Consider the following 23030-nt stretch of genomic DNA (forward strand, 5'->3'; position numbering starts at 1 on the left):
AGACGATGTCATCAAGCAGTACCTGGAATTACATTCCGACAAATGATGCCTCCGGCGTCAGCCGGTGGTCCTTCACTTGCAGGGGCTGAAACCCGAACAGGTCGTTCCATCGCAGTACCTGTCTTGCACGATGCACAAAAAAACGCGCCCTGTCACTGGGCGCGTTTTGTCGTTTTCAACGGGGTATGCCTGTGATCAGGGAATGATCCGCGTATACTTCGTGCCTTCCAGCGTCGCGCCGACCCGCAGTCCCGCGCGGGCAAAGATGACGGCGATAATTGGAGCAAGCGCCGTTGTGGTTTCAGCGGCGAGGCCATCACCCTGATTTGAGATGACGTATTCGACGTCACCGCCCGCCGCCCAACCGGGCGACCGGCGGAAATCAGCAAGCGCATCTTCGGTCATGAAGAACAGCACATGCGCAGATTGCTGCGCACCGATTTGCAGGCCACCGGAACCCTTGACCATCGAGTAATAATCAACGGTCACATTGTCGATGATGAGGGCGCCACGTCCATATCCGGCACCAAAACCAAAGCCTGCTTCCGTGACCAGAGGCATGACCAGCATGCCATTGGCCTTTTGAGCGAGGTCCGCCGTATTGGGATAGCTGCGATACATCTCGGCCAGAGTGGCACTGACCCGCGCGTCTATCGTTGCGGCACCCGAGCTGCCGACACCGTTGCCACATGCCGCGACCACACCGGTGCTGGCCAATGCGCCCGCAGCGAACACGCGCCGCGAAATCCTGAAATCTGTCATTGTGAACCGCCTGTATAGTTCATTTAAATGCGCGGTTTACCCACGCTTACGCGCAATTATACGCCTAACAATACAAGTTGTCACCCATTTGAGCCGGAATGGCGAATTTATGCCGGAGTGCGGATGGCGCACCAAGGGTGCGCCTTACGGGCCAATGGCTCGGCCATTGCGCTTGGGGTAGGCGTCTGGCACCCGACAAAAGCATTCGCAAATGCAACGCTCGCTCATACTGTTGCGCACGACACGTGCCCATTGCCCGTAAGGCGGAGGCACATCCTCCGCCCCGTGCAGATCACCGTTTGGCCAGAAGTCTCGCGGCTGCGGGGGCAAAGTAGGTCAGGATGCCGTCGCAACCAGCGCGCTTGAAGGCCATCAGGCTTTCCAACATCACCCGGTCATGGTCGATCCAGCCATTTTGAGCGGCGGCCATGATCATCGCGTATTCCCCCGACACCTGATAGGCGAACGTCGGTGCGCCAAAGCTGTCTTTGACCCGCCGACAGATATCGAGATAGGGCATTCCGGGTTTGACCATCACCATATCCGCACCATCGGACAGATCGCGCTCGATCAGGCGCAATGCTTCGTCGGAATTGGCGGGGTCCATCTGATAGGTTTTCTTGTCGCCCGTGAGCGCGCCGGATGCGCCCACCGCATCGCGGAAAGGGCCATAGAAGGCCGACGCATATTTCGCGGCATAGCTCAGGATCATCACATTCTGGTGGCCTGCGGCCTCCAGCGCTGTCCGGATCGCGCCGATACGTCCGTCCATCATGTCTGAGGGTCCGATGATATCGGCCCCGGCCTCTGCCTGGGCAAGCGCCATCTTGACGAGTGCCTCGACGGTGCGGTCGTTCACGATCTCGCCGTCTTCGACAAATCCGTCGTGGCCGTTGATATTATAGGTATCCAGCGCCACATCCGTCATGATCGCAATCTCGGGCACGGCGGCCTTGATCGCGCGGATCGCGCGGTTGGCGTGGTTGTCCGGGTCCCACGCGCCTGCGCAATCCTCGGTCCGCTCTTCCAGTCCGGTATAGGGGAAAATGCAGATCGCCGGGATGCCCAGATCGGCGGCCTCGCGCGCGGCCTCGACCACCTTGTCGACGGACCTACGCAGGACGCCGGGCATGGAGGGGATCGGCTCTTCGATCCCTTCGCCACTGCGCACGAAGACCGGCCATATGAAATCATCGACGGTCAGCGTGTTCTGGCGGACCATTCCGCGCACGGCTGGCGATTGGCGTACGCGGCGCAGGCGGGTGGCGGGGTAGGAAGCTTGGGTAGGGCGCATGGGTCTGTCCACTTTGATTGACAGCTCAGGGGTGCCACGGATTTTTGCGCTTGCCAAGGGTAGGCATCCTTCAAAAGCGCGGTTAAGAGAGTCAGGACATTCCGCAAAGCAAGAATTCCCTCCTTGGACTGGTACGAAACAATCTTTGAGCTGATCGACATGCGCTCGTTCTCGAACCTGTGGTTCTGGATCGCGTTGGCGGTTGTGTGGTCGACGGCCAGCCACTGGGTTCTGGGCGTTCCATTCGATATGGTCGCGCGCGCCCGGCGCAATGGCGGACAATCGGCCGCCGACCTTGAGGATATGGTCCGGATCAACACCAACCGGATCCTGTTTATCGGCAATGTGTCGGGCTTGTGGGTGCTGGGGCTGACCTGTTTTGTTTTGACCGGGCTCGGCCTGCTCGGGTTTGTCTACCGGGTCGAGTTTGCGCAGGCGCTTTTCTTGCTGGGCTTGCCGATGTCCTTCGTGGGAGCACTGAACCTGTCGACCGCGCGTCTGATCCATGATGAGCAGTCGACAGGCCCGGCGCTCTGGCGCCGTCTGTCGCGCCATCGCACCTTTGTACAGGCCATCGGGATGGTGTCGATTTTCGTGACTGCCTTGTGGGGGATGTACCAAAACTTGGCAGTCGGGCCGTTTGGGTCCTGATCTGCGGTTGACTCGCGCTGTCAAAGCCCCAATTGAAGCGTCCTGTCCAAAACAAGTCATGGCCCGATGCCCGCACCCACTCATATCACCGTCTCTGGCGCGCCCGAAGGCTTTGACGCCCGCCTGATCCTGGAAGAGGTGGCCAAACAGGGTGCCGTCTTGCATGTCGCGCGTGATGACAAGCGGCTGGCCGCGATGCAGGCTGCGCTGCGGTTTTTTGCACCCGATATGCCGGTATTGGTATTTCCGGGTTGGGATTGTCTGCCCTATGACCGGGTGTCGCCCAACGCCGACATCTCCGCGCAGCGCATGGCGACACTGGCGGCCTTGGTGCACAAGATGCCCAGCCAATATGTGGTGCTGACCACGTTGAATGCGGCGACGCAACGTGTGCCTGCGCGCGCGCTGTTACAAGAGGCCGCGTTTTCTGCCTCCGTCGGCAGTCGCGTGGACGAGGCCAGTCTGCGCAACTTCCTTGTGCGCATGGGCTTCGTTCAAAGCCCGACCGTGATGGAGCCGGGCGATTACGCGATCCGGGGCGGCATCATCGACATATACCCGCCGGGCGATCTGGGTCCTGTGCGGCTGGACCTGTTTGGGGATGTGCTGGACGGCGCGCGCCGCTTTGATCCGGCGACGCAACGGACCACCGAAAAGCTGGATGTGATCGAACTGGCGCCTGTGTCCGAGGTGATCCTCGATGACGCGGCCGTCACGCGCTTTCGCCAAAGCTATCGTCTGGAATTTGGTGCGGCGGGCACAGATGATCCGCTCTATGAGGCGATCAGTGCGGGGCGCAAGCATCAGGGTGCGGAACACTGGATGGCGTTTTTTCACGACCATCTCGAGACACTTTTCGACTACGTACCCAAGGCGGCAATCACGCTGGACGAGCAAGTCACCCCGACGCGGCTGGCCCGCTGGGATACGATTGCGGATCAATACGAAACGCGCCGTCTGGCGATGGCCAACCGCTCCAAGATGGACAGCGTTTACAAGCCTGCGCCGCCCGCCGGTCTTTATATGGACGATGCGGCGTGGGAGGCTGCGGTGGCAGGCCACCGTGTGTTGCAGCTGGCCGCGCTGCCACAAGCGACCGGCCTTGGCGTGACGGATGCGGGCGGGCGCATCGGGCGCAATTTCGCACCTGAGCGCCAACAGGAAACCATCAGCCTTTTCGGGGCTTTGGCAGTGCATATTAAAGCAAAACTGCAAGATGCTCCTGTGGTTGTCGCCAGCTATTCCGATGGCGCGCGCGAACGTCTGACAGGATTGATCGAAGACGAAGGACTGGCCGAAGTCATTCCGATCACCGACGGAACGCGCGTTGGGAAACGCGGCTTGCACCTGACCGTCTGGGCTTTGGAGCACGGGTTTGAAGCGCCGGGTCTGACCGTGATTTCCGAGCAGGATGTCTTGGGTGATCGTCTGATCCGTCAACCCAAACGCAAGCGGCGGGCCGAAAACTTTCTGACCGAAACGCAATCCTTGTCCCCCGGTGATCTGGTCGTGCATGTAGACCACGGCATTGGCCGTTATCAGGGGATGGAGGTCGTGACGGCGGCAGGGGCGGCGCATGAGTGTCTGCTGCTGGAATATGCCGAAAACTCCAAGCTGTATCTGCCGGTCGAGAACATCGAACTGCTGTCCAGATATGGCCATGAAGAAGGTTTGCTGGATCGTCTGGGCGGCGGCGCGTGGCAGTCCAAAAAGGCCAAGCTCAAGGAACGCATCCGTGAGATGGCCGACAAGCTGATCCGGATTGCGGCCGAGCGGGCCTTGCGCAAGGCCCCGGTGCTCGAGCCGCCTGCGGGCCTGTGGGATGCGTTCAGCGCGCGTTTCCCCTATCAGGAGACAGATGATCAACTGGCCGCCATCGGCAATGTCATCGACGATCTGACCAGTGGCGCGCCGATGGATCGGCTGATTTGTGGCGACGTCGGTTTTGGCAAGACCGAGGTGGCGATGCGCGCGGCCTTCGTGGCGGCGATGTCCGGTGTCCAGGTGGCCGTGATCGCGCCCACGACACTGCTCGCACGGCAACACTACAAAAGCTTTGCCGAACGGTTCCGAGGGCTGCCTGTCCAGGTTCGTCAACTCAGCCGGTTTGTAAGTGCCAAGGATGCCAGCGCCACCCGTGACGGGATGTCACGCGGCACGGCGGATATCGTGATCGGCACCCATGCGCTGTTGGCCAAAGGCGTGCGGTTCCAGAACCTTGGCCTGCTCATCATTGACGAAGAACAGAAATTCGGCGTGACCCACAAGGAACGCCTCAAGCAACTGCGCAGTGATGTCCACGTTTTGACCCTGACGGCAACACCGATCCCGCGCACACTGCAACTGAGCCTGACCGGCGTGCGAGACCTGTCGATCATCGGCACGCCGCCTGTCGACCGCCTCGCGATCCGCACCTATGTGAGCGAGTTTGATGCGGTGACCATCCGCGAGGCGTTGCTGCGCGAGCATTATCGCGGGGGACAATCATTTTATGTGGTACCGCGCATCAGCGATCTGCCCGAGATCGAGGAATTCCTGAAGGCGCAACTGCCTGAACTGACTTACGTTGTGGCTCACGGTCAGATGGCGGCGGGAGAATTGGACGACCGCATGAACGCGTTTTATGACGGCAAATACGATGTGCTGTTGGCGACGACGATCGTCGAGTCGGGTCTTGATATCCCGACCGCCAACACGATGGTGATCCATCGTGCCGACATGTTCGGATTGGCCCAGCTGTATCAGATCCGGGGCAGGGTCGGGCGCTCTAAGACCCGCGCTTACGCGTACCTCACGACCAAACCGCGGGCGAAGCTGACCGCCACTGCCGAAAAGCGCCTGCGCGTTCTGGGCTCGCTCGATACGTTGGGGGCCGGGTTTACGCTGGCCTCGCAGGATCTGGACATTCGCGGGGCGGGTAACCTGCTGGGCGAAGAGCAATCGGGCCAGATGCGCGATGTGGGTTTCGAGCTTTATCAATCCATGCTGGAAGATGCGATAGCCAAGATCAAGGCGGGCGAAATGGAAGGCCTGTCCGAGGCGGACGAGCAATGGGCACCGCAGATCAATCTGGGTGTGCCGGTTCTGATCCCCGAGGCCTATGTGCCGGATCTGGATGTGCGGCTGGGCCTCTATCGCCGACTGTCTGGCCTGTCGACCAAGGTCGAATTGGAAGGGTTCGCCGCCGAATTGATCGATCGGTTTGGCCCGCTGCCGCGGGAGGTCAACACGCTGATGCTGGTGGTGCGGATCAAGGCCATGTGCAAACGCGCAGGCATCGCCAAACTGGATGGTGGACCAAAGGGCGGTGTCATCCAGTTTCACAATGACAAGTTCGCCTCACCGCAGGGTTTGGTCGAGTTCATTCAGGATCAGCGCGGGCTTGCCAAGGTCAAGGACAACAAGATCGTGGTGCGGCGCGACTGGACCAAGGAAGCCGACAAGATCAAAGGCGCGTTTGCGATTGCCCGCGATCTGGCGGAAAAGGTCATTGCGGAGAAAAAGCGCAAAACCAAAGCCTGAGGCGTGCGGCAGAAAGCGCGCGACGCCCACAAGGCTCAGGCGACTTCGCGTTGCTCTTCGAGCCGCATCAATTGCATCAAACCACCGCCCACCATGCAGCCGACAAGTACGGTTCCGGCCAGGGCCAAGGGCGTCGGGTCGAAAATCATGCTGACCAACGATGCAATGCAAGCGCCCATCACAGTAGAAACCGAGCCGATCACCGATGCCGCCATCCCCGCGATATGGCCCATCGGCTCCATCGCGATGGCATTGAGGTTGGCGATGGTCAGCCCGCTTTGAAACATGACGCCGAATTGCCAGAGGATGTAGAAGGCAAAGACGCCGTGCATGTCGGTAAACAAGAACAGCACAAATGTTAAAGAAATCAGCACCTGCACACTCAACGCCCAGGTGATCAGCTTGCGCATCCCGTACCGTCCGACGATCTTGGCGTTCAGCAGGCTGGCCACACCTGATATGGCCGCGATGGCACCAAACCAGTAGGGGAAGCTCTCGGCGCGATCAAACGCCAGTTCAAAGATCGGCTGCACCATGGTCAGGATCGTGAAAAGGATCATCATCGTGATCGTCTGCACAAGGATCGACAGACGCACGGTTGGGTGTACCAGCATTTGCCGAATCGCATCGACCATAAGCGCCCATTTCATCGGGCGTCGATCTTCGACGGGCAGGGATTCACGCATCCGCGTGCCAAACCAGATCAACAGGATCACACCGAACAGCAAGAACGCGCCGAAAATCATCCGCCAGCCAAAGGCCTTCGTGATCATCATGCCGATCAACGGGGCCACCCCCGGCACCAGCAGGAACACCATCATGGTCAGCGACAGAATGCTGGCCATCGCACGTCCCGAATACAGATCCCGGATGATCGCCGCAGAGACGACACGCGGACCTGCGGCGCCCAGCCCTTGCAGGACCCGAGCCGCCAACATCAACTCCAATGTCGGGGCGATCCAGCTGAGCACGGCCCCAAGCGCATAGATCGCAAGGCCCAGATATAATACGGGCTTGCGTCCGTATGCGTCTGACAAAGGGCCCATAAAAAACGTGCCGACACCCATGCCGATGACGAAGAAAGTCAGGATCAATGCAACCTGCGACGGCACGTCTGGTGAGATATCAGCAGCGATGGCGGGCAAGGCCGGCAACATGGCATCAATCGAAAATGCTATGGTCGCAAACATCATCGCCATCAGAGCGATAAATTCTACCTTTCCAAGGCTTTGCACTGATTTAACGTTCTTGGACAATGTATGGCTAAACCTTGGGTTGCGGCCCATTCGCCTAATACTGGCGGGAAATTTGAGGATTGGCAACGACCTTTGGTTGCAAATCTACCGTCTGCAACCCTTTTTTTCACCGAGTGAAATTAATTGGCCTGGGTGGTCAGGTCTTCTATGACCTTTGTCCATAATTCAGGAGGTTGTGCACCGGGAACCGCGTGTTTTCCGTCGACGATAAATGTCGGGACAGAATTGATCCCCATTTTGCGCGAATGGGCGTCGCGGGCGGCGATGTCATCGCGATCGGCGTCAGATGCCAGCAACCGCCGGACAACCGCCGCATCCATGCCGATCCCATCCGCGATATCGGCCAGTACGTCATGATCACCAATGTCGCGCGCCTCAACAAAATAAGCGCGAAAGAGGGAAGAGACGGCTGCGGTCTGCCTGCCCTCGATCCCGGCCCAGTGGATCAGGCGGTGCGCATCCATTGTGTTTGGCGTGCGCTGCATCCCCTCGAAATCGATCTTGAGCCCGGCCTGTTCGGCCTGTTCGACGACAGGGGCGTAGGCCCGTACAGCACCTTCCTTGCCACCGAATTTGGCCTCGAGATAGGCGCGGCGCCCCATGCCTTCGCGTGGCATGTCGGGGTTCAACTGGAAGGGATGCCACTCGATCACAAATGGGTGATCGGGGTGCGCGCCGAGCGCGCGATCCAGATGAGCCTTGCCGATATAGCACCACGGACAGATCGGGTCAGACATGATGTCGAGCTTGATTGGGTTTGGCATGAGAACACCCTTTATGCGGCAGGCCAGAACGCAGGCAAGCGTCGGCGCAGGAGTTTTCCGTTCGCGCCGGTTGGCAGTGACGGGATATGAAGATAGGCGCGAGGACGTTTGTACTGTGCCAACTTTGGTTCGGCATACGCGCGCAAGGCGGCTTCGTCCAGTGGGTCGGCGGCGGTGTAAAAGGCGACGATGATAAACGTTCCGGGTTTGACCTCGACCTGTGCCGCCCCGATACCGGTCATGCCGGGGGCGTGGGCAAGGGCGGCTTCTACCTCGACCGGGGAAACACGGTAGCCTCCGGCATTCATCATATCGTCATTGCGGCCAAGATATGTGATCTGGCCGTCCACACCCATTTCACCGATATCGCCCGTCATGAACCACGCGTCCTGAAACTTGGCTTCCGTCTCCTCGGGGTGGCCGACATATCCGCGCATCAGGCCCGGATCGTCGCGGTGCACGGCAATCACGCCGGGGCTGCCCCGTTCGACGGGCCCGTCGGGCCCGATGATCGCAACGCGGCGACCCGGTTGCGGGCGGCCCAGCGTGCCGGGATCGCCGGGCATGTCGGGACAGGCCGAAATGAAAGTCGAGCACTCGGACATGCCGTAAGCCTCGAACAAGGGCGTGCCCGTGGCGGCGGACCACGCAGCGTGCGTGGGCGGGGGCAGCTTTTCTCCCGCGCTCAGCCCGTGCCTGAGGGCCGGTGCCGTCGGCATTTCGCCCTGCGCGAGCATCTGGCGATAGACGCCGGGGGCCGCCGCGAAAATTGTGGCCTTTTCCCGCGCGATCAGTCCACCCAGCGCCTGCGCCGCTGTTCCGGGGGCGGGGATCAGGGCGGTTGCCCCGATGGTCCATGGGTCCATCAGGCCAGTGCCGAGCGTATAGGTCCAGTTGAACGCCCCGGCATGCATCATCACGTCATCCTGATGCAGACCGTACCAGCCCTGATGCATCATCCCGCGCGCCCAGATGGCGCGATGGGCGTGGGCCACGCCGCGCGGGCTGCCGGATGTGCCGGAGGTGTAAATGATGTAGCCAAGCCGGTCCGGATCGCCCATATGCCACTCGGCCGGTGGACATGTGCGCAAGCGACGCAATGCGGCGAGAAGCATCTCGGGCGCACCGGGGGCCGAGGCGACCTCCGGATCGCGCAGGATCAGGCGCGGCGAAAGGTCGGCAACGATGCGCGCCACTTCCGGTTCCGTCAAAGCCGCCGAGGTTGGCACCGGCACAAGCCCGACAGCCAAAGCTGCCAAATAAGCGATCGGAAAATCCGGCGTGTTTCCGAGGCGCATCAAAACGATGTCGCCGGGTTGCAACCCGGCCTGCAAGAGGCCTGTTCCCGTCCCCAGCACAGCAGCCTTCAGATCCGCATAGGACAGGGTGGGCAAGATGTCCTCTGCGCTGTCCGTGACCAGACGCAAGGCCGGTTTCCCGGCCAGGGTATCGCTATGCTGCAAGACATGCGCCGCCATGTTGAACGGTGCGGGGCAGGGCGGCCATGGCGCGCTATCTGAAAGGCTAAGCATAGTTTGTCGCTAACCTTCTGCGCGCAGCGTTGCAAGCCTCGCAGAGGCGGCCTATACACGCCCTCATGCAAGGAAAAGACCCCAAATCCCTGATCCAGATCGCCCGTTCGGGTGGACACCAGGATGTCGGCGAACCGCTGGATCTGGGCGCACGGGTGCGTCAATTGCGCAAGGCGCGCGACTGGACATTGGAGCAGGCGGCGGGACAGGCCGGTCTGGCGCGCTCGACCTTGTCCAAGATCGAAAACGGTCAGATGTCGCCAACCTATGAAGCGCTGAAAAAGCTGGCGACCGGGCTGGAAATCTCTGTGCCGCAATTGTTCACGCCGCCGGAAAAAGGGCAGGTGAACGGGCGGATCGCGGTCACGAAATCCGGCGAGGGCAACGCGCAGGCAACGGTCACCTACGAGCACGAATTGCTGGCTGAAACGCTGACGAAGAAGAACATGTTGCCCTATCGTGCGCGTATCCGGGCCAGATCAATGGACGAGTTTGACGGGTGGGTGCGCCACGATGGCGAAGAATTCTTGTATGTGCTGACCGGGGTCGTCTGTCTCTACACGGAGTTTTACGAACCGATCGAAATGCGCCGCGGCGACAGTGCCTATTACGACGCGACCATGGGCCATAATGTTGTGTCGGTCAGCAGCGAGGATGCGCTGATTTTATGGGTCACATCCCTCATCTGAGATGAAAGCCATCAGGCCGATTGAAGGATCAGCGGACTGTCTTGTAGAAACGCCTCAAGGGCTTCTCGGGCTTCTTGCAACGTCATGTCATGCGTTGCGGCCAGGTAGCCTTCGAAACGCTCCTGATCGCCCTTCAGAAACGGCATTGCGCTTTGCTCAAGATTTGGAAAAGCGCAGCACAACGCGGTGTACCCTTCAAGCCAGTTTTGATTCAGGTCTGTCCAGTTCATATCATTCCTCGTCGGTTTGATCTGTTTACAACCCGTCCAGCGTTTTGCTGCCAAATGCGCATGGAGGAAGTTAACTTCCGTTAAGAGTTTAAGCGAGTTCCGTAGCAAATCAAGGGTTTTTCTGCGATGCAGCATTTCACATTTCGTCTTCAAAACAGGCATATGCGCCTTCCGACGATGATTTTCTGATGCCCAATCCGAACTAAGCGTACGTAAAGGTTTCATAAAATTGTCAGCGCTTACAGAGCGCCCGGTGTTGGAGAAGTTTCGCTTTGATTCGACATTTCAACGTCCGATTGTGGTCGAATGCCCGTTGGGCGGGTGACAACTTGGATTTCTTTGCCCTTAATGAGTGTGTTGGTTGCGGGAACCGCCCGCGGGACGAACCGACTCCATGGTTTATCCCGCGATTTCACGTGGCTGAAACGTGGGTCAGTTCGGTCTTGAAGCGGTCTATTCTTCCCACCACCAGAACTGCGGCATGTATTCCGGGCCATCCCCATAGATTGGAATCATCTCCGGATGCTTCATCTGCGCCACGTGCGCGATCCGCCCTGCGGTGAATTGCCAGAACGGCACCACATAGCGACCTGCCGTCAGCAAGCGATCCAAAGCGCGGGTTGCCGCAATCGATTCCTCTTGCGTTGTCGCCGTCAGCATCGCGGTCACCATTGCGTCGATGGCCGGGTCCTTGGCGCCCATCAGGTTCGGCGTTCCTTGCAGATCAGCCGCCTCAGACCCCCAATAGAACTTCTGCTCATTGCCGGGGCTCAGCGACAGGGCGCGCCGATGGTAGGTCATATCAAAATCATAGCTGGCCGTGCGTGCGGTGAACTGTGCCCCATCGACCAGATCAACCTTCACGTCGATCCCCAACTGGGTGAGCGACTGGATATAAAGGTCCGCAATCGCGCGATTTTGCGTGCTGCTCTGGTCCAGCAGGATCGTGAAGGCCATCGCATCGCCATTCGCATTGCGCAACTGACCGTCTTGCGGCGTCCACCCGGCCTCTTCCAACAGCTTCAAGGCGCGGCGCAAGCCACGCCGGTTGCGCAAAGTGCCGTCCGAGGTTGGCAAGTCATACCCGTCCATGACACCGGGCAGCATCTTGCCATTGAAGGGGGCCAATAATTCGGCAACCCGGCCCTTGGCGGGTCCATGTTCCATTGCCAGCGGGGAGTTGGAGAAATAGGACGTGATACGCGGTTGCGCACCGCCGGTCAGCGTGTCGTTGATATATTCGAAATTGAAGGCCGTGATCAGAGCCTCGCGCACGCGCCAATCGTCAAAGGGGGCGCGGCGGGTGTTCATCACGAACCCGGTGATGCCGGATGGCTTCTGATGCTTGATCTCCGTTTTGACGACCGCACCGCTTTGCGTGCCCGGAAAGTCGTATCTGCTGGCCCAGGTTTCGGCGTTGAATTCGCGCACCGCAGACACTTCACCGGCTTTGAACGCCTCAAGCACGACGTCACCATCACCGTAGAAATCGATGGTTATTTCGTCGAAATTGAAGGTGCCTTGGCGAAAATTCAGATCATTGCCCCAATAGTCGGGGTTGCGGGTCAGAACGACATGGCGCGCAGCCTCATAGTCGGTCACGACATAAGGGCCGGTTCCAATGGGCACATCGGCCAGCCTTGCATTGTCAAAATCGACATCCTGCCATTGTGCCTTTTGCAAGATCGGGCGCATACCGGCCAACAGGGCCAGTTCGCGGTTCTCGGCGTTGAAGCTGATCCTGAGACTGCGCGGGCCGGTCTGTTCAATATTGTCGATCTGCCCCCAAAGGCTGGCATAACGGCCATGACCTTGGGTGCCCAATGTCTCGTAGGACCAAATCACATCTTCGACCGTCACCGGGCTGCCATCGGAGAACCGGGCCTCTGGTCGCAAGGTGAAAGCGACCCAGGAGCGGTCCTCCGGAACCTCGATTGATTCGGCCAGCAGACCATAAAGCGCAAACGGTTCGTCATGATTGCGCCCCATCAGGCTTTCATGGGTCAGAAAGCGTAGCTGCCAGGGCACGTTGCCTCTCTGGATATAGGGGTTGAGCGAATCAAAGCTGCCCGTATTGGCCAAAGTGATGGCGCCGCCCTTGGGCGCCGCCGGATTCGCATAAGGAAGAGACACAAAATCCAGTGGCAACTGGGGTGCGCCATACATAGCTATGCCATGGGTTGGCTCTGCTAGTGGTGCTCCGGCAGCAAACACAGACCCGCATAGAATCGCGACGAGGGTGATGGTTTTGCCCCTCACTTTTTGGAAATAATCCCGCTCCATATTGGCAACAATCCTCGTTAACCCTTATTTTCTTAAGCATAGCCGCCTTGGGACATTTACGCATTATCAAACTTTTAGCTTGGACTCTTCGCGCGGAATTGCGTATAAAGATCTCACTGCTCGATAGGTTTCTTGCCTGTATGAAACCTGCCTCAATAACTTAACGCCAGCTTCGTGCTGGCGTTTTTTTTGGCCTCATCCCGGAATGGCAACCATCTTGGGCCATTTCTTTTGCACGTGCAGCATGACAAGGTGTCCAAAATTTCATGACATCGCGACAGGAGCATAGCAATGACGTTTGAAATCTCTCTTTCCGGCAAGACAGCCGTGATCACCGGCTCGAATTCGGGCATCGGTCTGGGCATGGCCTGGGAGCTGGCACGCGCCGGCGCTGATGTTGTTCTCAATTCGTTTTCGGACAACGAGGACGATCATGCCCTTGCCAAACAGATTGCGGACGACACCGGCACCAACGCCCGATACATCCAGGCGGATATGAGCAAGGGCGACCAGTGTCGTGCCCTGATCGAAAAGGCGGGCAGCTGCGATATCCTGATCAACAACGCGGGCATTCAGCACGTGGCTGCGCTTCCCGAATTCCCAATTGAGAAGTGGGATGCGATCATCGCGATCAACCTCAGTTCGGCCTTTCACACCACGGCCATGGCCCTGCCGATGATGCGGGATGCGGGCTGGGGTCGCGTCATTAACATTTCTTCGGCGCACGGACTGACAGCGTCCCCCTACAAGGCGGCCTATGTCGCAGCAAAACACGGGATCGTCGGCCTGACCAAGACAACCGCGCTTGAAACCGCGCAGGAGCCCATCACCGCCAACGCCATCTGTCCGGGCTATGTGCTGACGCCTATCGTGGAAAAACAAATTCCCGACACGATGAAGGAATATGACATGAGCCGCGAAGAGGTGATCCAGAATGTCATGCTCACACGCCAGCCGTCCAAGGAATTTGCGACCACTGAGCAGCTTGGCGGAACTGCCGTCTTCCTGTGTTCCCCTGCGGCGGACCAGATTACCGGCACCACGATCAGTGTGGATGGTGGTTGGACGGCTCTCTGATCCCGGCTTCATCTTGCAAGATAAACTCCCGCCGGAGGCTCCCTGCGCCAGCCACAGACACCAGCGCACGATCTCAAAAGCGCTATTGACCACCCAAAACGGGTGGTCGCTTCGTCAGGTCACTGCGTGGGGCGTGTCGGATTCTTGCCGTTTGGGTAAACGAGACCGGCCGAGATCACCAGTTTCGCGGAGTCCTCGACGGTCATATCCAGTTCAATGACATCTTCGGCGGGCAGGAACAGCAAGAACCCCGACGTGGGGTTTGGCGTTGTGGGCACAAAAATACTCAACAATGTGCCCGTATTGCCTGCGCGGTCACTGATTTCGCCTTTGGCAGTGGTCGAAATGAACCCGATGGCCCAGATGCCCTTGCGGGGGTACTCGATCAAACACGCCTTCTCGAAAGACCGTTCGCTCTGGGCAAAGACTGTCTCTGAAATCTGTTTGATGCCGGAATAGATCGAGCGCACCACCGGTGTCCGTTCGACCAGCGTTTCGGCATAGCGGATCATCGAACGTCCGATCAGCCCTTTGGCCAACCATCCGATGACGGTCGTGAACACGAGGAATATGACCACACCAATGCCGCGCACATTGATCTGAACCGATGGATCGAGTCCCAGATAGGTCTGGATCAGTTTGTCGGGTTGGTATTGCCAGGGAACGAATGGCAGGACGAACCCATCGATCCAGCCGACCACGGACCAGATCAACCAGATCGTAAGTCCAACGGGTGCTATCACCACCAGGCCTGTCAGGAATGACGCACGAAGCCGGGCAAACAGCCCGGGGCCACGTGGCTTTTCTGGGTCGAAAGGCGTATTCATGTACTGTCCGAAAGGAGGAGTTCTGCTGTAGTTAGGGGATGGCGCGGCTCAGTACAATGGTTTGCGCTCGGGAGTTATGCTCCAACGGCTGCTTTGCTCAAGGCAGTGGCAATTTCGGCGGCAAGCCGAGCATTGTTTTGCACCAGTCCGATATTCGCCGTCAGGGACCGGCCTTCGGTCAACTCATAGATTCGCTGCAACAGGTACGGTGTGACGTCCTTGCCCGTAATATTGTGATCGCCGGCATCTTGCTGCGCGCGGGCGATGATCGGACCCATGGTGGCGCGGTCGATTTCGTGTGCTTGCGGAATCGGATTGGCCACCAGTTGCCCACCGGGCAGGCCAAGGGCTGCGCGCATCCGGTGAGCGGCTGCAATCTGTGCTGCACTGTCCATACGCAAGGGGGCGGGCAGGCCGGAGCTGCGCGACCAGAATGCAGGCATGTCCCGTTGGCCAAACGCGATGACTGGCACCCCCTGGGTTTCCAGCACTTCCAGCGTCTTGGGGATATCGAGGATGGCCTTGGCTCCTGCCGCAACCACGGTCACAGGTGTCTGCGCCAGTTCCAGCAGATCCGCAGACACGTCAAAACTATGTTCGGCCCCCTTGTGCACGCCGCCAATGCCACCAGTGGCAAAGACATCGATTCCGGCCAGCCGCGCGGCAATCATCGTGGCCGCCACCGTCGTGGCCCCCGTACCGCCAGAGGCCATGCAGGCCGCCATGTCGGCCCGGCTCAGCTTGGCGACGCCCTTGGACTGGGCAAGCGTTTCAAGCTGTGCGTCGGTCAGACCCACATGGAGCGTGCCCTCGATGACAACCATCGTCGCTGGAACGGCGCCATATCCCCGAATGTCGCTTTCAACGGCGCGCGCGACCTCAAGGTTTTGCGGATAAGGCATGCCGTGCGTGATGATCGTGCTTTCGAGCGCGACAACGGGTTTGCCGGTGGCCAGCGCATCGGCCACTTCCGGGGAGGGTTTGAAAATGGTCATTGTGGGGTCTTTCCTGAAACATAGGTGGCGGCGGCTTCCAACGCGCGCGACAGAGCATCGGTCCGGTCCGCACCGCGCGCTTCTGCGGCGATATGGGCGGCCATGAATGTGTCACCTGCACCCGTGACGCGTGTGACCAGAACCTGCGGCGGGGTTTGACTGATCAGCCCAGCCTCTGATCCTTCGGTGGCGGTCTCCCCGCCATTGGTCACAAGCACGCGCGCCGCGCCGCGATCGATCAGACCGAGCGCCGCGTCGGAGGTGGTGTCAAAATTGCACTGGCACAGCAATCCGGCCTCTTCGAGGTTCACGTATAACGTCCCACGGCTGTGCGTCAGAAACGGACCAAGGCGCTCGGCCTTGCCCGGCGAGGCGGGGGCGACCCGCAAATCGGCCTGCGCCAAAAGCGGGCTTGTGGTGATTTCACTGAGCAGGTCGATGGTGAGGTTGCCGTCAAGCGCCACAAGCCCGTCAAACGGCGCATTTCCCGTCGCCAGCGTGCCGTCGGTCAGAGGGCGCAGGATCTTGGCCCCGGCGGCCTCCAGCGAATGTGCGTCCGCGATGGCGGCGATCAGCCCATTCGCGCCTTCGACAGCCATATAGCGATCCGTTGGCAAATCGTCGGAGCGATAAACCGTATCGGTGATCATTCCGCGCGCGGCACAGGCGGCGATCAACTCGTCGCCCTCCGCGTCCCGACCAATGGCGGTCAACAAAGCGGGTGTCAGCCCAAAGCGGGCCAGCGTCATTGCAATGTTCATCGCAACGCCGCCGGGCAGGCGGGTGATGCGCCCGGGCACGTCGGACCCCTGACGCATTGCGAGGGGGGCACGCCCGATCACGTCCCAAAGGACGGAACCGATGCACAGGATATCAGGCTTTGATGTCATAGGCGTCTTGTGCCGCGCCGCGCGGAACAAGGCAAGACCGGCAACCCGGGGTCAGCGTGATGGCACACCAAAGGTGAGGGCGGCCCAAAACGTATCCCAGACGGCCTCCTCGCTGTCATCCGCCGTCGCCAGTACCACGCCATCGAACAGATAATCATGACCCGGCGTGACTTGGATGGCGGCAATCCCGTCGGCATCCGTCCGGTGCAAGGTAATCGTCACGGCCCCATCCGGCGCACGATCGAAGACTTCGACCTGGGCATCGACGCGCGGCGCACCCTGATACAGCAGTTGAACGCGCATCGTGCCGTCAAACCCAGGCGCGTAAGGGTTGGTGAGCGCCACGAACTCGGTTTTCAAACCCATTGCCCGGTCCGCGCCCGCGCCATCGCCTACCGCGACGAGCGCCTTGGCATGCCGCGTGTAACGTTCCTTGAACGGCACGGGACCAAAACCGTTGGCCTCATGGCGCGCATAGATATCGGCAAAATCCTTGTGCCCGGCAAAGGCCGCGAATTTCTCCCACTCCTTGTATGTCACAAAGGACGGCGTGGTTTCGTGCACGACAACCACCAGCCCGGTCTCAGAGGCCGGAATATCGAGGGCCGGGCTGTCGCCCATCCGTCCGTCAACCGACGTCACCACGTCTCCCATCACCACGTCAAAACGGGCGATGTTTCGGTCGAAGTATGACAGGGACATGCCTTCGAATTTCTGGCCGTTTTTCAACTGCGCGGTGATTTGATCCCCAGGTGCGACTTGAAATGCCCCCGGTTCGAGCCAGAATTCATGAGCGGTTGCAACGCTGGCGCAAATCGCGCACCAAAAGGCAAGAAAAATGCGGACGGGGATCATGATGGGTACTTTCTACGGGTTCAATTCAAAGCTGAGGCTTTGGGCGGTGTTGTCAAGCGTTTGGCTGGTCTTTTGGGCTGGTTTGGCTTCGGCTCACGAAGTTGTTCCGACAATTGCAGACCTGACCACGCCTGAGGGCCGTGTGATCCTGGAGATGCGCATCAACCTTGAGGCGCAACTGTCCGGCATTGATCTTGACGCGGTCGAGGACACGGACGCGGCGGAAAACGTTGCAGACTACGATGCGTTGCGCGCCCAGTCCGCAAACGAAATCGCCACGCGGGCGCAGGAGTTGATTGCATCCTGGAATGACAGCCAATTGGTGACGGCGGGCGGCGCAGCCGTTGCACTCAGGCTCGACAGTGTGATCGTACCTGAGGTTCTCGATGATGAGCTGCCGCGGATTTCCAACCTGATCGTGTCAGGCGATTTGGACGCCGGGGCAGAAACCTTGCAAGTGGCCTGGCCGCGCGGTGCCGGCGATCTGGTGTTGCGCCAGCAAGGCGTGGATGAACCCTTTACCGGATTGATCAGCGGTGGATCGGACAGCGGCCCGATCTCGATCATCGGCGGGGATGCCGCCACCGGATGGCAGACATTCACGGCCTATATCCCTGTCGGATTCGATCACATCCTGCCAAAGGGTCTTGACCACATTCTTTTTGTGCTCGGTCTGTTTTTCCTGTCGACCAAACTGGCTCCGCTGTTGTGGCAGATCAGTGCCTTTACGCTGGCCCACACCGTGACGCTGGCGCTGGGGGCCTTAGGTCTCGTGTCGGTGCCCGGCAGCATCGTCGAGCCGCTGATTGCAGCCTCGATCGTTTATGTCGCCGTGGAAAACATCTTTTCGCGCGGGTTGACCCGATGGCGACCGATCGTGGTGTTTGGATTCGGCCTGTTGCACGGGCTTGGATTTGCCTCGGTGCTGGGCGAGTTCGGATTGCCGGAGGCGCAGTTCGTGCCTGCTCTGATCGGGTTCAACGTGGGGGTCGAGTTTGGCCAGTTGACGGTGATCGCCTTTGCGGCCATCGCGTTGTGGCTCGGCTGCCGTGCAGCGTCCGTCGCTCGGCTTGACGGGGTCGAAGAGCTTGTCTCGGAATACCCGGTGATGTTTCGCGCGTGGTCTATGACCGGATCGCTGATCATCGCCGGGATCGCCACCTATTGGGTGATCGAGCGCACGCTGCTGTAACGCGGGGTGTCAGCGCAGCGCGGCGGTCAGGGTCTTGAGCGCCGCGACTGGATCATCCGAGGCCCAGATCTCTTCGCCGATGCCGAAAAAATCGGTGTAGGGCGCAAGATGGGCTACCAGATCGGATGTGAGACCACCTTCGGCCACGACGGGAACCTCGATCATTTCGGACCACCATTGAAACAGGTCCGTCGGTGCAGAGGTTTCATCGCCGACAGCGCGGACCGGGCCGAAGGCGACATAGTCCGCGCCCGCTTCGCCCGCGCTTAACCCGTCATGACGCAAGGTGTCGCAGAAACTGCCGACAATCGCGTCAGGACCAAGCGCCTTGCGCGCGTCGCGCACGGATTTGGACGCATCGCTGAGGTGCACGCCGTCAAGCCCCAGACGTTCCGCCAGGCTGGTGTGATCATTGACCACGATGGCCACGTCGCGGGCATGGGCCACTTCGCGGCAGGCATCTGCGGCCCGCGCGATTGTGCTTTCGTCCCCGGTCGCGAGCGCCAACCTGATGCAGGCAACGGCATGGGCGTCGAGCAATGCCGCCAATTGATCAGGGAACACGTCGATATCCACCACGGGCGGCGTGAGAAGGTAAAGCTGCGGTTGCTCAGGTGTGCTCATTCGGATCGTCCTTGTGCTTCGACCGCAGGCGTAACGGATGTGACAGGGAAAGAAAACTTCTATGCTTCCAGTGGGAGGGTTTGAGGCACAATCAAGTCATTGTGGGCCGCGTTGCGCTGGGATAAAGCCCCGACATGACACCGACTTTTGTACTCACGCGGCCCCAGATGGGCGAAAATATCGGGGCTGCGGCCCGGGCGATGCTGAATTTCGGCGTGGATCGGATGCGGATTGTGGACCCGCGTGATGGGTGGCCGAACCCTGCGGCAGCCGCTCTGGCCAGTGGGGCCGGGCGCGTTCTGGATGCCGTGCGGATCTATGACGATGTCGCGGGTGCCTTGGCCGATTGCACCTTTGTCTATGCAACCACGGCACGCCAGCGCGATCTGACCAAACCTGTGCTCAGCCCGGAAGCCGCGATGCGCGATGCCGCCACCCGCATTGCGGCAGGGGGCCATGTGGCCGTCATGTATGGCCCAGAGAGGTCGGGACTTGAGAACGAGGATCTGGCGCAGGCCAATGCGTTGATCTCTGTCCCGGTGAACCCGGAATACCCGTCACTGAACCTTGCACAATGTGTCTTGCTGATCGGCTATGAGTGGATGCGCGCGGCAGGTAACGTGACCGACGCCTATACCGAGATGGCAGGCACGGAATGGGCGACAGGTCAGGAGGTCGACCATCTGGCCCGTCATTTCGAAGAGCGTCTGGACACGGCTGGTTTCTTTTTCCCCGAGCACAAATCCGACAGCATGCGTCTGAACCTGCGCAACATGTGGAGCCGGATGCCGCTGACACGCGCCGATGTTCAGACCCTGCACGGGATGCTGCGTCAGATGGTCCGCTGGGCCGGGCACCGCTGATGCTGGACCTCGGACAGAGACGGACCTAGGTTGCCCGACACGTAAGGCGAGAGGCTGGAATGGCAAAGAACCGCAGCATATTCGAAGAGGTGGGCACCACCGAAAAGCAAACCGTGCAAACCGGGGTCATTGACAAGGGACGCGGGGGCGCACGCGGTGCGATCCGGGTCTGGTTGATGCTGCTGTTTGCGTTGGTCGTTGTGATGATCGCGGTGGGCGGGCTGACGCGCCTGACCGACAGCGGATTGTCGATCACGGAATGGCGTCCCTTTACCGGTGCGATACCACCGATGACCGCCGCCGACTGGGAGGCCGAGTTTGCCAAATACCAGGCGATCGATGAGTTTCAAATTCAGAACCAGTGGATGCAACTGTCTGATTTCAAGATCATTTATTGGTGGGAATGGGGTCACCGGCAATTGGGCCGGGTGATTGGTGTGGTCTGGGCGATCGGGTTTTTCTGGTTCCTGCTGCGTCGGCAGATCCCGACAGGTTGGACACCGAGGTTGCTGGGTCTTGGGGCGCTTGGCGGTCTGCAAGGGGCCATTGGCTGGTGGATGGTGGCCAGTGGCGTGACATCGGGTGAAGGCATGGTGGATGTGGCGAGCTACCGTCTTGCCACTCATCTGGGGCTGGCCTTTGTCATTCTGGGCTTCATTGCGTGGTATATCTTACATCTTGGTCGGCCTGAGCGGGACTTGATGCAGGCCCGGCGCGACAAGGAGGCGAAGCTCTTTGGCCTCTCGACCGGGTTGATGCATTTTGCCTTCCTGCAAATTCTGATCGGCGCTCTGGTCGCGGGCATTGATGCGGGCCGCAGCTATACCGATTGGCCGTTGATGGGGGGGCAGGTGCTGCCTCCATCCGCCTTTATCCTTGAACCTGTTTGGCGGAACTTCTTCGAAAGCCCGGGGCTGGTGCAGTTCATTCACCGGGTAACGGGATACCTGCTGCTGGCGTTTGCTGTGGTGGTATGGTTGCGGGCGCGGAAATCGTCGCACGCCAACACCCGCTTTGCCTTCAACGCCGTGTTGGCCGCCATGAGCCTGCAAATCGTGCTGGGCATTGTTACCGTGCTTTATGGAGCGCCTTGGCAGGTTGCCATTTTGCACCAATTCCTTGCTGTCATTCTCTGGGCGCTGATCTTGCGTGCCCGGTTCCTGACCGCGTATCCCATTGCAACATCGATCCGGGGAAAAACCAGATGAACGCCTATGAAGAGTTAATGGCTTATGAGCATGAAACGCAGGCCCTGGGTCAGATCGCCGGGCGTTTGGGCTGGGATCAGGAAACGATGATGCCGCGCGGTGCTGCAACGCAACGCGGCGAAGAGATGGCGGCCATCGAAGCGGTTCTGCATGCGCGGCGCACGGATCCGCGCGTGGGCGACTGGTTGGCGGCGATTGACGCGTCGTCGTTGGATGCTGTGGGGTTGGCGCAGGTGCGCGAAATCACCCGCAGTTTTGAGCGTGCGTCCAAGATCCCGGCAGCGCTGGCCAAGGCTCTTGCCCGCCTGACCTCGACCGCGCAGGGCAAATGGGCGGCCGCCCGCGCGGCGGATGATTTTGCGAGCTTTGCGCCGGTTCTTGGCGAGGTGATCGCGCTGAAGCGCGAGGAGGGCGCGGCGCTTGCCGGGTCCGGTGATGTCTATGATGCGATGTTGGCGGATTACGAGCCGGGCACGACCGGTGCCGATCTGGAGGCGATGTTCAGCGCGATGCGCCCGGAACTGGTCGCCTTGCGTGCCGCGATCCTCGACCGGCCCAAGCCCAAGACTTTGAGTGGGGAGTTTCCCGAGGCGGCGCAACTGAGGGTGAGCGAGAAACTGGCGCTGGCCTTTGGCTATGACACCGCGCATGGTCGTATCGATAAGGCCGTGCATCCGTTTTCGAGCGGTTCCGGGCATGATGTGCGGATCACCACGCGGACCAACCCGACCGATCCCTTCAACTGCTTTTATTCGACAATTCATGAGGTTGGCCATGCCACCTATGAGCAGAATATCGATGATGCCTATCTGCTGACCGCGTTGGGGCGCGGCGTATCGATGGGGGTTCACGAAAGCCAAAGCCGGATTTACGAGAACCAGCTGGGGCGCAGCCGTGCCTTCACCGGCTGGCTTTATGGTCAGATGCGCGATGCATTTGGGGATATCGGGGTCGGTGACGAAGACGCGTTTTATGCCGCTGTCAACCGGGTCTCCGATGGCTATATCCGGACAGAAGCCGATGAGGTGCAATACAATCTGCACGTGCTGCTGCGCTTTGATCTGGAGCGCGCGTTGATGTCTGGAGATCTGGCGATGGGTGATCTGGAAGCCGCGTGGAATGACCGGTTCGCGGCAGATTTCGGCTATGCGGTGGACAAGGCGTCAAACGGGGTTTTGCAGGATGTGCACTGGTCGGTGGGCCTGTTTGGGTACTTCCCGACCTATTCGCTGGGCAATGTCTATGCCGGCTGTCTGAATGAAGCGTTGCGCGTTGCTGTGCCGGGTCTGGAATCCGATCTGGCACGGGGCGATACCAGTGCGGCGACGACCTGGCTGCGCGAGAACCTGCAACAGCATGGTGGGCTGTATGAACCGCGCGATGTGATTGCGCGGGCGAGTGGAATGGAGCCGTCGGAGGCACCATTGATCGCCTACCTCAAGGCCAAATTCAGCGATATCTACAAGCTGTGATCAAACGGAATGGGCCGCCCCCGAGGGGCGGCCCATATCACATT

The 23030-nt window shown here is 59.9% G+C and carries 20 protein-coding genes; 8 read left to right on the forward strand and 12 right to left on the reverse strand.

The window, feature by feature from the left end; genetic code table 11:
- Positions 1-195 precede the first annotated feature (195 nt).
- Positions 196-762, reverse strand: coding sequence for a lipid-binding SYLF domain-containing protein (locus LC354_RS02265; RefSeq protein ID WP_223421214.1), 567 nt, complete (start codon positions 760-762; stop codon positions 196-198).
- A 292-nt stretch (positions 763-1054) separates the two neighbouring features.
- Positions 1055-2056: a porphobilinogen synthase gene (gene hemB / locus LC354_RS02270; protein WP_223421215.1), complete on the reverse strand. Its 1002-nt coding sequence runs from the start codon at positions 2054-2056 to the stop codon at positions 1055-1057.
- Positions 2057-2179: 123 nt separating this feature from the next.
- Between hemB and LC354_RS02275 the strand changes: the two genes are divergently transcribed.
- On the forward strand, positions 2180-2707 hold the full coding sequence (locus tag LC354_RS02275; protein ID WP_223421216.1) for a component of SufBCD complex: 528 nt from the start codon (positions 2180-2182) through the stop codon (positions 2705-2707).
- 66 nt (positions 2708-2773) lie between these two features.
- Positions 2774-6229, forward strand: a complete 3456-nt coding sequence (gene mfd / locus LC354_RS02280; protein WP_223421217.1) for a transcription-repair coupling factor — start codon at positions 2774-2776, stop codon at positions 6227-6229.
- A gap of 35 nt (positions 6230-6264) precedes the next feature.
- On the opposite strand, the gene LC354_RS02285 is transcribed toward mfd, so the two are convergent.
- From LC354_RS02285 to LC354_RS02295, 3 genes are all read right to left on the reverse strand, one after another.
- Positions 6265-7485 carry a multidrug effflux MFS transporter gene (locus LC354_RS02285; RefSeq protein ID WP_223421218.1) on the reverse strand — a complete coding sequence of 407 codons (1221 nt, stop codon included), beginning with the start codon at positions 7483-7485 and terminating at the stop codon, positions 6265-6267.
- A 119-nt stretch (positions 7486-7604) separates the two neighbouring features.
- A complete protein-coding gene (locus LC354_RS02290; protein WP_223421219.1) occupies positions 7605-8249 on the reverse strand; it encodes a DsbA family oxidoreductase in 645 nt (214 codons plus the stop codon).
- A gap of 11 nt (positions 8250-8260) precedes the next feature.
- Positions 8261-9781, reverse strand: coding sequence for a class I adenylate-forming enzyme family protein (locus LC354_RS02295; RefSeq protein ID WP_223421220.1), 1521 nt, complete (start codon positions 9779-9781; stop codon positions 8261-8263).
- A 65-nt stretch (positions 9782-9846) separates the two neighbouring features.
- On the opposite strand from LC354_RS02295, the gene LC354_RS02300 reads away from it, so the two are divergent.
- A complete protein-coding gene (locus LC354_RS02300) occupies positions 9847-10470 on the forward strand; it encodes a helix-turn-helix domain-containing protein (protein ID WP_223421221.1) in 624 nt (207 codons plus the stop codon).
- Between the two features lie 11 nt (positions 10471-10481).
- On the opposite strand, the gene LC354_RS02305 is transcribed toward LC354_RS02300, so the two are convergent.
- Both LC354_RS02305 and LC354_RS02310 read right to left on the reverse strand, forming a co-directional pair.
- A complete protein-coding gene (locus tag LC354_RS02305) occupies positions 10482-10862 on the reverse strand; it encodes a hypothetical protein (RefSeq protein WP_223421222.1) in 381 nt (126 codons plus the stop codon).
- A gap of 291 nt (positions 10863-11153) precedes the next feature.
- A complete protein-coding gene (locus tag LC354_RS02310; RefSeq protein WP_449649476.1) occupies positions 11154-12983 on the reverse strand; it encodes an extracellular solute-binding protein in 1830 nt (609 codons plus the stop codon).
- A gap of 291 nt (positions 12984-13274) precedes the next feature.
- Here LC354_RS02310 and LC354_RS02315 point away from each other — a divergent pair, with 291 nt between their 5' ends.
- Entirely contained in the window at positions 13275-14060 is a 786-nt protein-coding gene (locus LC354_RS02315) for a 3-hydroxybutyrate dehydrogenase (protein WP_263289289.1), read from the forward strand.
- A gap of 119 nt (positions 14061-14179) precedes the next feature.
- On the opposite strand, the gene LC354_RS02320 is transcribed toward LC354_RS02315, so the two are convergent.
- The 4 genes from LC354_RS02320 to LC354_RS02335 all read right to left on the reverse strand — a co-directional run bounded on the left by LC354_RS02320 (position 14180) and on the right by LC354_RS02335 (position 17627).
- On the reverse strand, positions 14180-14887 hold the full coding sequence (locus LC354_RS02320; RefSeq protein ID WP_223421224.1) for a DUF502 domain-containing protein: 708 nt from the start codon (positions 14885-14887) through the stop codon (positions 14180-14182).
- A 74-nt stretch (positions 14888-14961) separates the two neighbouring features.
- Positions 14962-15882: a pseudouridine-5'-phosphate glycosidase gene (locus tag LC354_RS02325; RefSeq protein WP_223421225.1), complete on the reverse strand. Its 921-nt coding sequence runs from the start codon at positions 15880-15882 to the stop codon at positions 14962-14964.
- Positions 15879-16772, reverse strand: a complete 894-nt coding sequence (locus LC354_RS02330) for a PfkB family carbohydrate kinase (protein ID WP_223421226.1) — start codon at positions 16770-16772, stop codon at positions 15879-15881. The genes LC354_RS02325 and LC354_RS02330 overlap by 4 nt, the downstream gene beginning before the upstream one ends.
- Before the next feature lie 51 nt (positions 16773-16823).
- A complete protein-coding gene (locus LC354_RS02335; protein WP_223421227.1) occupies positions 16824-17627 on the reverse strand; it encodes a DUF4198 domain-containing protein in 804 nt (267 codons plus the stop codon).
- On the opposite strand from LC354_RS02335, the gene LC354_RS02340 reads away from it, so the two are divergent.
- The gene (locus LC354_RS02340) at positions 17626-18819 is read left to right on the forward strand and encodes a HupE/UreJ family protein (protein WP_223421228.1); all 1194 of its coding nucleotides are present in this window, start codon (positions 17626-17628) and stop codon (positions 18817-18819) included. The genes LC354_RS02335 and LC354_RS02340 overlap by 2 nt on opposite strands.
- Before the next feature lie 9 nt (positions 18820-18828).
- On the opposite strand, the gene LC354_RS02345 is transcribed toward LC354_RS02340, so the two are convergent.
- Entirely contained in the window at positions 18829-19443 is a 615-nt protein-coding gene (locus tag LC354_RS02345; RefSeq protein ID WP_223421229.1) for a thiamine phosphate synthase, read from the reverse strand.
- A 134-nt stretch (positions 19444-19577) separates the two neighbouring features.
- Between LC354_RS02345 and LC354_RS02350 the strand changes: the two genes are divergently transcribed.
- The 3 genes from LC354_RS02350 to LC354_RS02360 are packed head-to-tail and all read left to right on the forward strand — an operon-like array spanning position 19578 to position 22986.
- Positions 19578-20306 (forward strand): RNA methyltransferase, encoded by a 729-nt coding sequence (locus LC354_RS02350; RefSeq protein WP_223421230.1) that lies wholly within the window; start codon positions 19578-19580, stop codon positions 20304-20306.
- A gap of 59 nt (positions 20307-20365) precedes the next feature.
- Positions 20366-21514, forward strand: coding sequence for a heme A synthase (gene ctaA / locus LC354_RS02355; protein WP_223421231.1), 1149 nt, complete (start codon positions 20366-20368; stop codon positions 21512-21514).
- On the forward strand, positions 21511-22986 hold the full coding sequence (locus LC354_RS02360) for a carboxypeptidase M32 (RefSeq protein ID WP_223421232.1): 1476 nt from the start codon (positions 21511-21513) through the stop codon (positions 22984-22986). Before ctaA ends, LC354_RS02360 begins: the two co-directional genes overlap by 4 nt.
- The last annotated feature ends 44 nt before the right edge of the window (positions 22987-23030 follow it).

The sequence above is a fragment of the Tateyamaria pelophila genome, from assembly GCF_019966495.1.
GTDB lineage: Bacteria > Pseudomonadota > Alphaproteobacteria > Rhodobacterales > Rhodobacteraceae > Tateyamaria > Tateyamaria pelophila.

Coding starts and splice junctions, on each gene's coding strand:
- LC354_RS02265 (WP_223421214.1), bottom strand. CDS start 762: ATGACAGATTTCAGGATTTCGCGGCGCGTGTTCGCTGCGGGCGCATTG.
- hemB (WP_223421215.1), bottom strand. CDS start 2,056: ATGCGCCCTACCCAAGCTTCCTACCCCGCCACCCGCCTGCGCCGCGTA.
- mfd (WP_223421217.1), top strand. CDS start 2,774: ATGCCCGCACCCACTCATATCACCGTCTCTGGCGCGCCCGAAGGCTTT.
- LC354_RS02290 (WP_223421219.1), bottom strand. CDS start 8,249: ATGCCAAACCCAATCAAGCTCGACATCATGTCTGACCCGATCTGTCCG.
- LC354_RS02295 (WP_223421220.1), bottom strand. CDS start 9,781: ATGCTTAGCCTTTCAGATAGCGCGCCATGGCCGCCCTGCCCCGCACCG.
- LC354_RS02300 (WP_223421221.1), top strand. CDS start 9,847: ATGCAAGGAAAAGACCCCAAATCCCTGATCCAGATCGCCCGTTCGGGT.
- LC354_RS02305 (WP_223421222.1), bottom strand. CDS start 10,862: ATGCCTGTTTTGAAGACGAAATGTGAAATGCTGCATCGCAGAAAAACC.
- LC354_RS02310 (WP_449649476.1), bottom strand. CDS start 12,983: ATGGAGCGGGATTATTTCCAAAAAGTGAGGGGCAAAACCATCACCCTC.
- LC354_RS02315 (WP_263289289.1), top strand. CDS start 13,275: ATGACGTTTGAAATCTCTCTTTCCGGCAAGACAGCCGTGATCACCGGC.
- LC354_RS02320 (WP_223421224.1), bottom strand. CDS start 14,887: ATGAATACGCCTTTCGACCCAGAAAAGCCACGTGGCCCCGGGCTGTTT.
- LC354_RS02325 (WP_223421225.1), bottom strand. CDS start 15,882: ATGACCATTTTCAAACCCTCCCCGGAAGTGGCCGATGCGCTGGCCACC.
- LC354_RS02330 (WP_223421226.1), bottom strand. CDS start 16,772: ATGACATCAAAGCCTGATATCCTGTGCATCGGTTCCGTCCTTTGGGAC.
- LC354_RS02340 (WP_223421228.1), top strand. CDS start 17,626: ATGATGGGTACTTTCTACGGGTTCAATTCAAAGCTGAGGCTTTGGGCG.
- LC354_RS02335 (WP_223421227.1), bottom strand. CDS start 17,627: ATGATCCCCGTCCGCATTTTTCTTGCCTTTTGGTGCGCGATTTGCGCC.
- LC354_RS02345 (WP_223421229.1), bottom strand. CDS start 19,443: ATGAGCACACCTGAGCAACCGCAGCTTTACCTTCTCACGCCGCCCGTG.
- LC354_RS02350 (WP_223421230.1), top strand. CDS start 19,578: ATGACACCGACTTTTGTACTCACGCGGCCCCAGATGGGCGAAAATATC.
- ctaA (WP_223421231.1), top strand. CDS start 20,366: ATGGCAAAGAACCGCAGCATATTCGAAGAGGTGGGCACCACCGAAAAG.
- LC354_RS02360 (WP_223421232.1), top strand. CDS start 21,511: ATGAACGCCTATGAAGAGTTAATGGCTTATGAGCATGAAACGCAGGCC.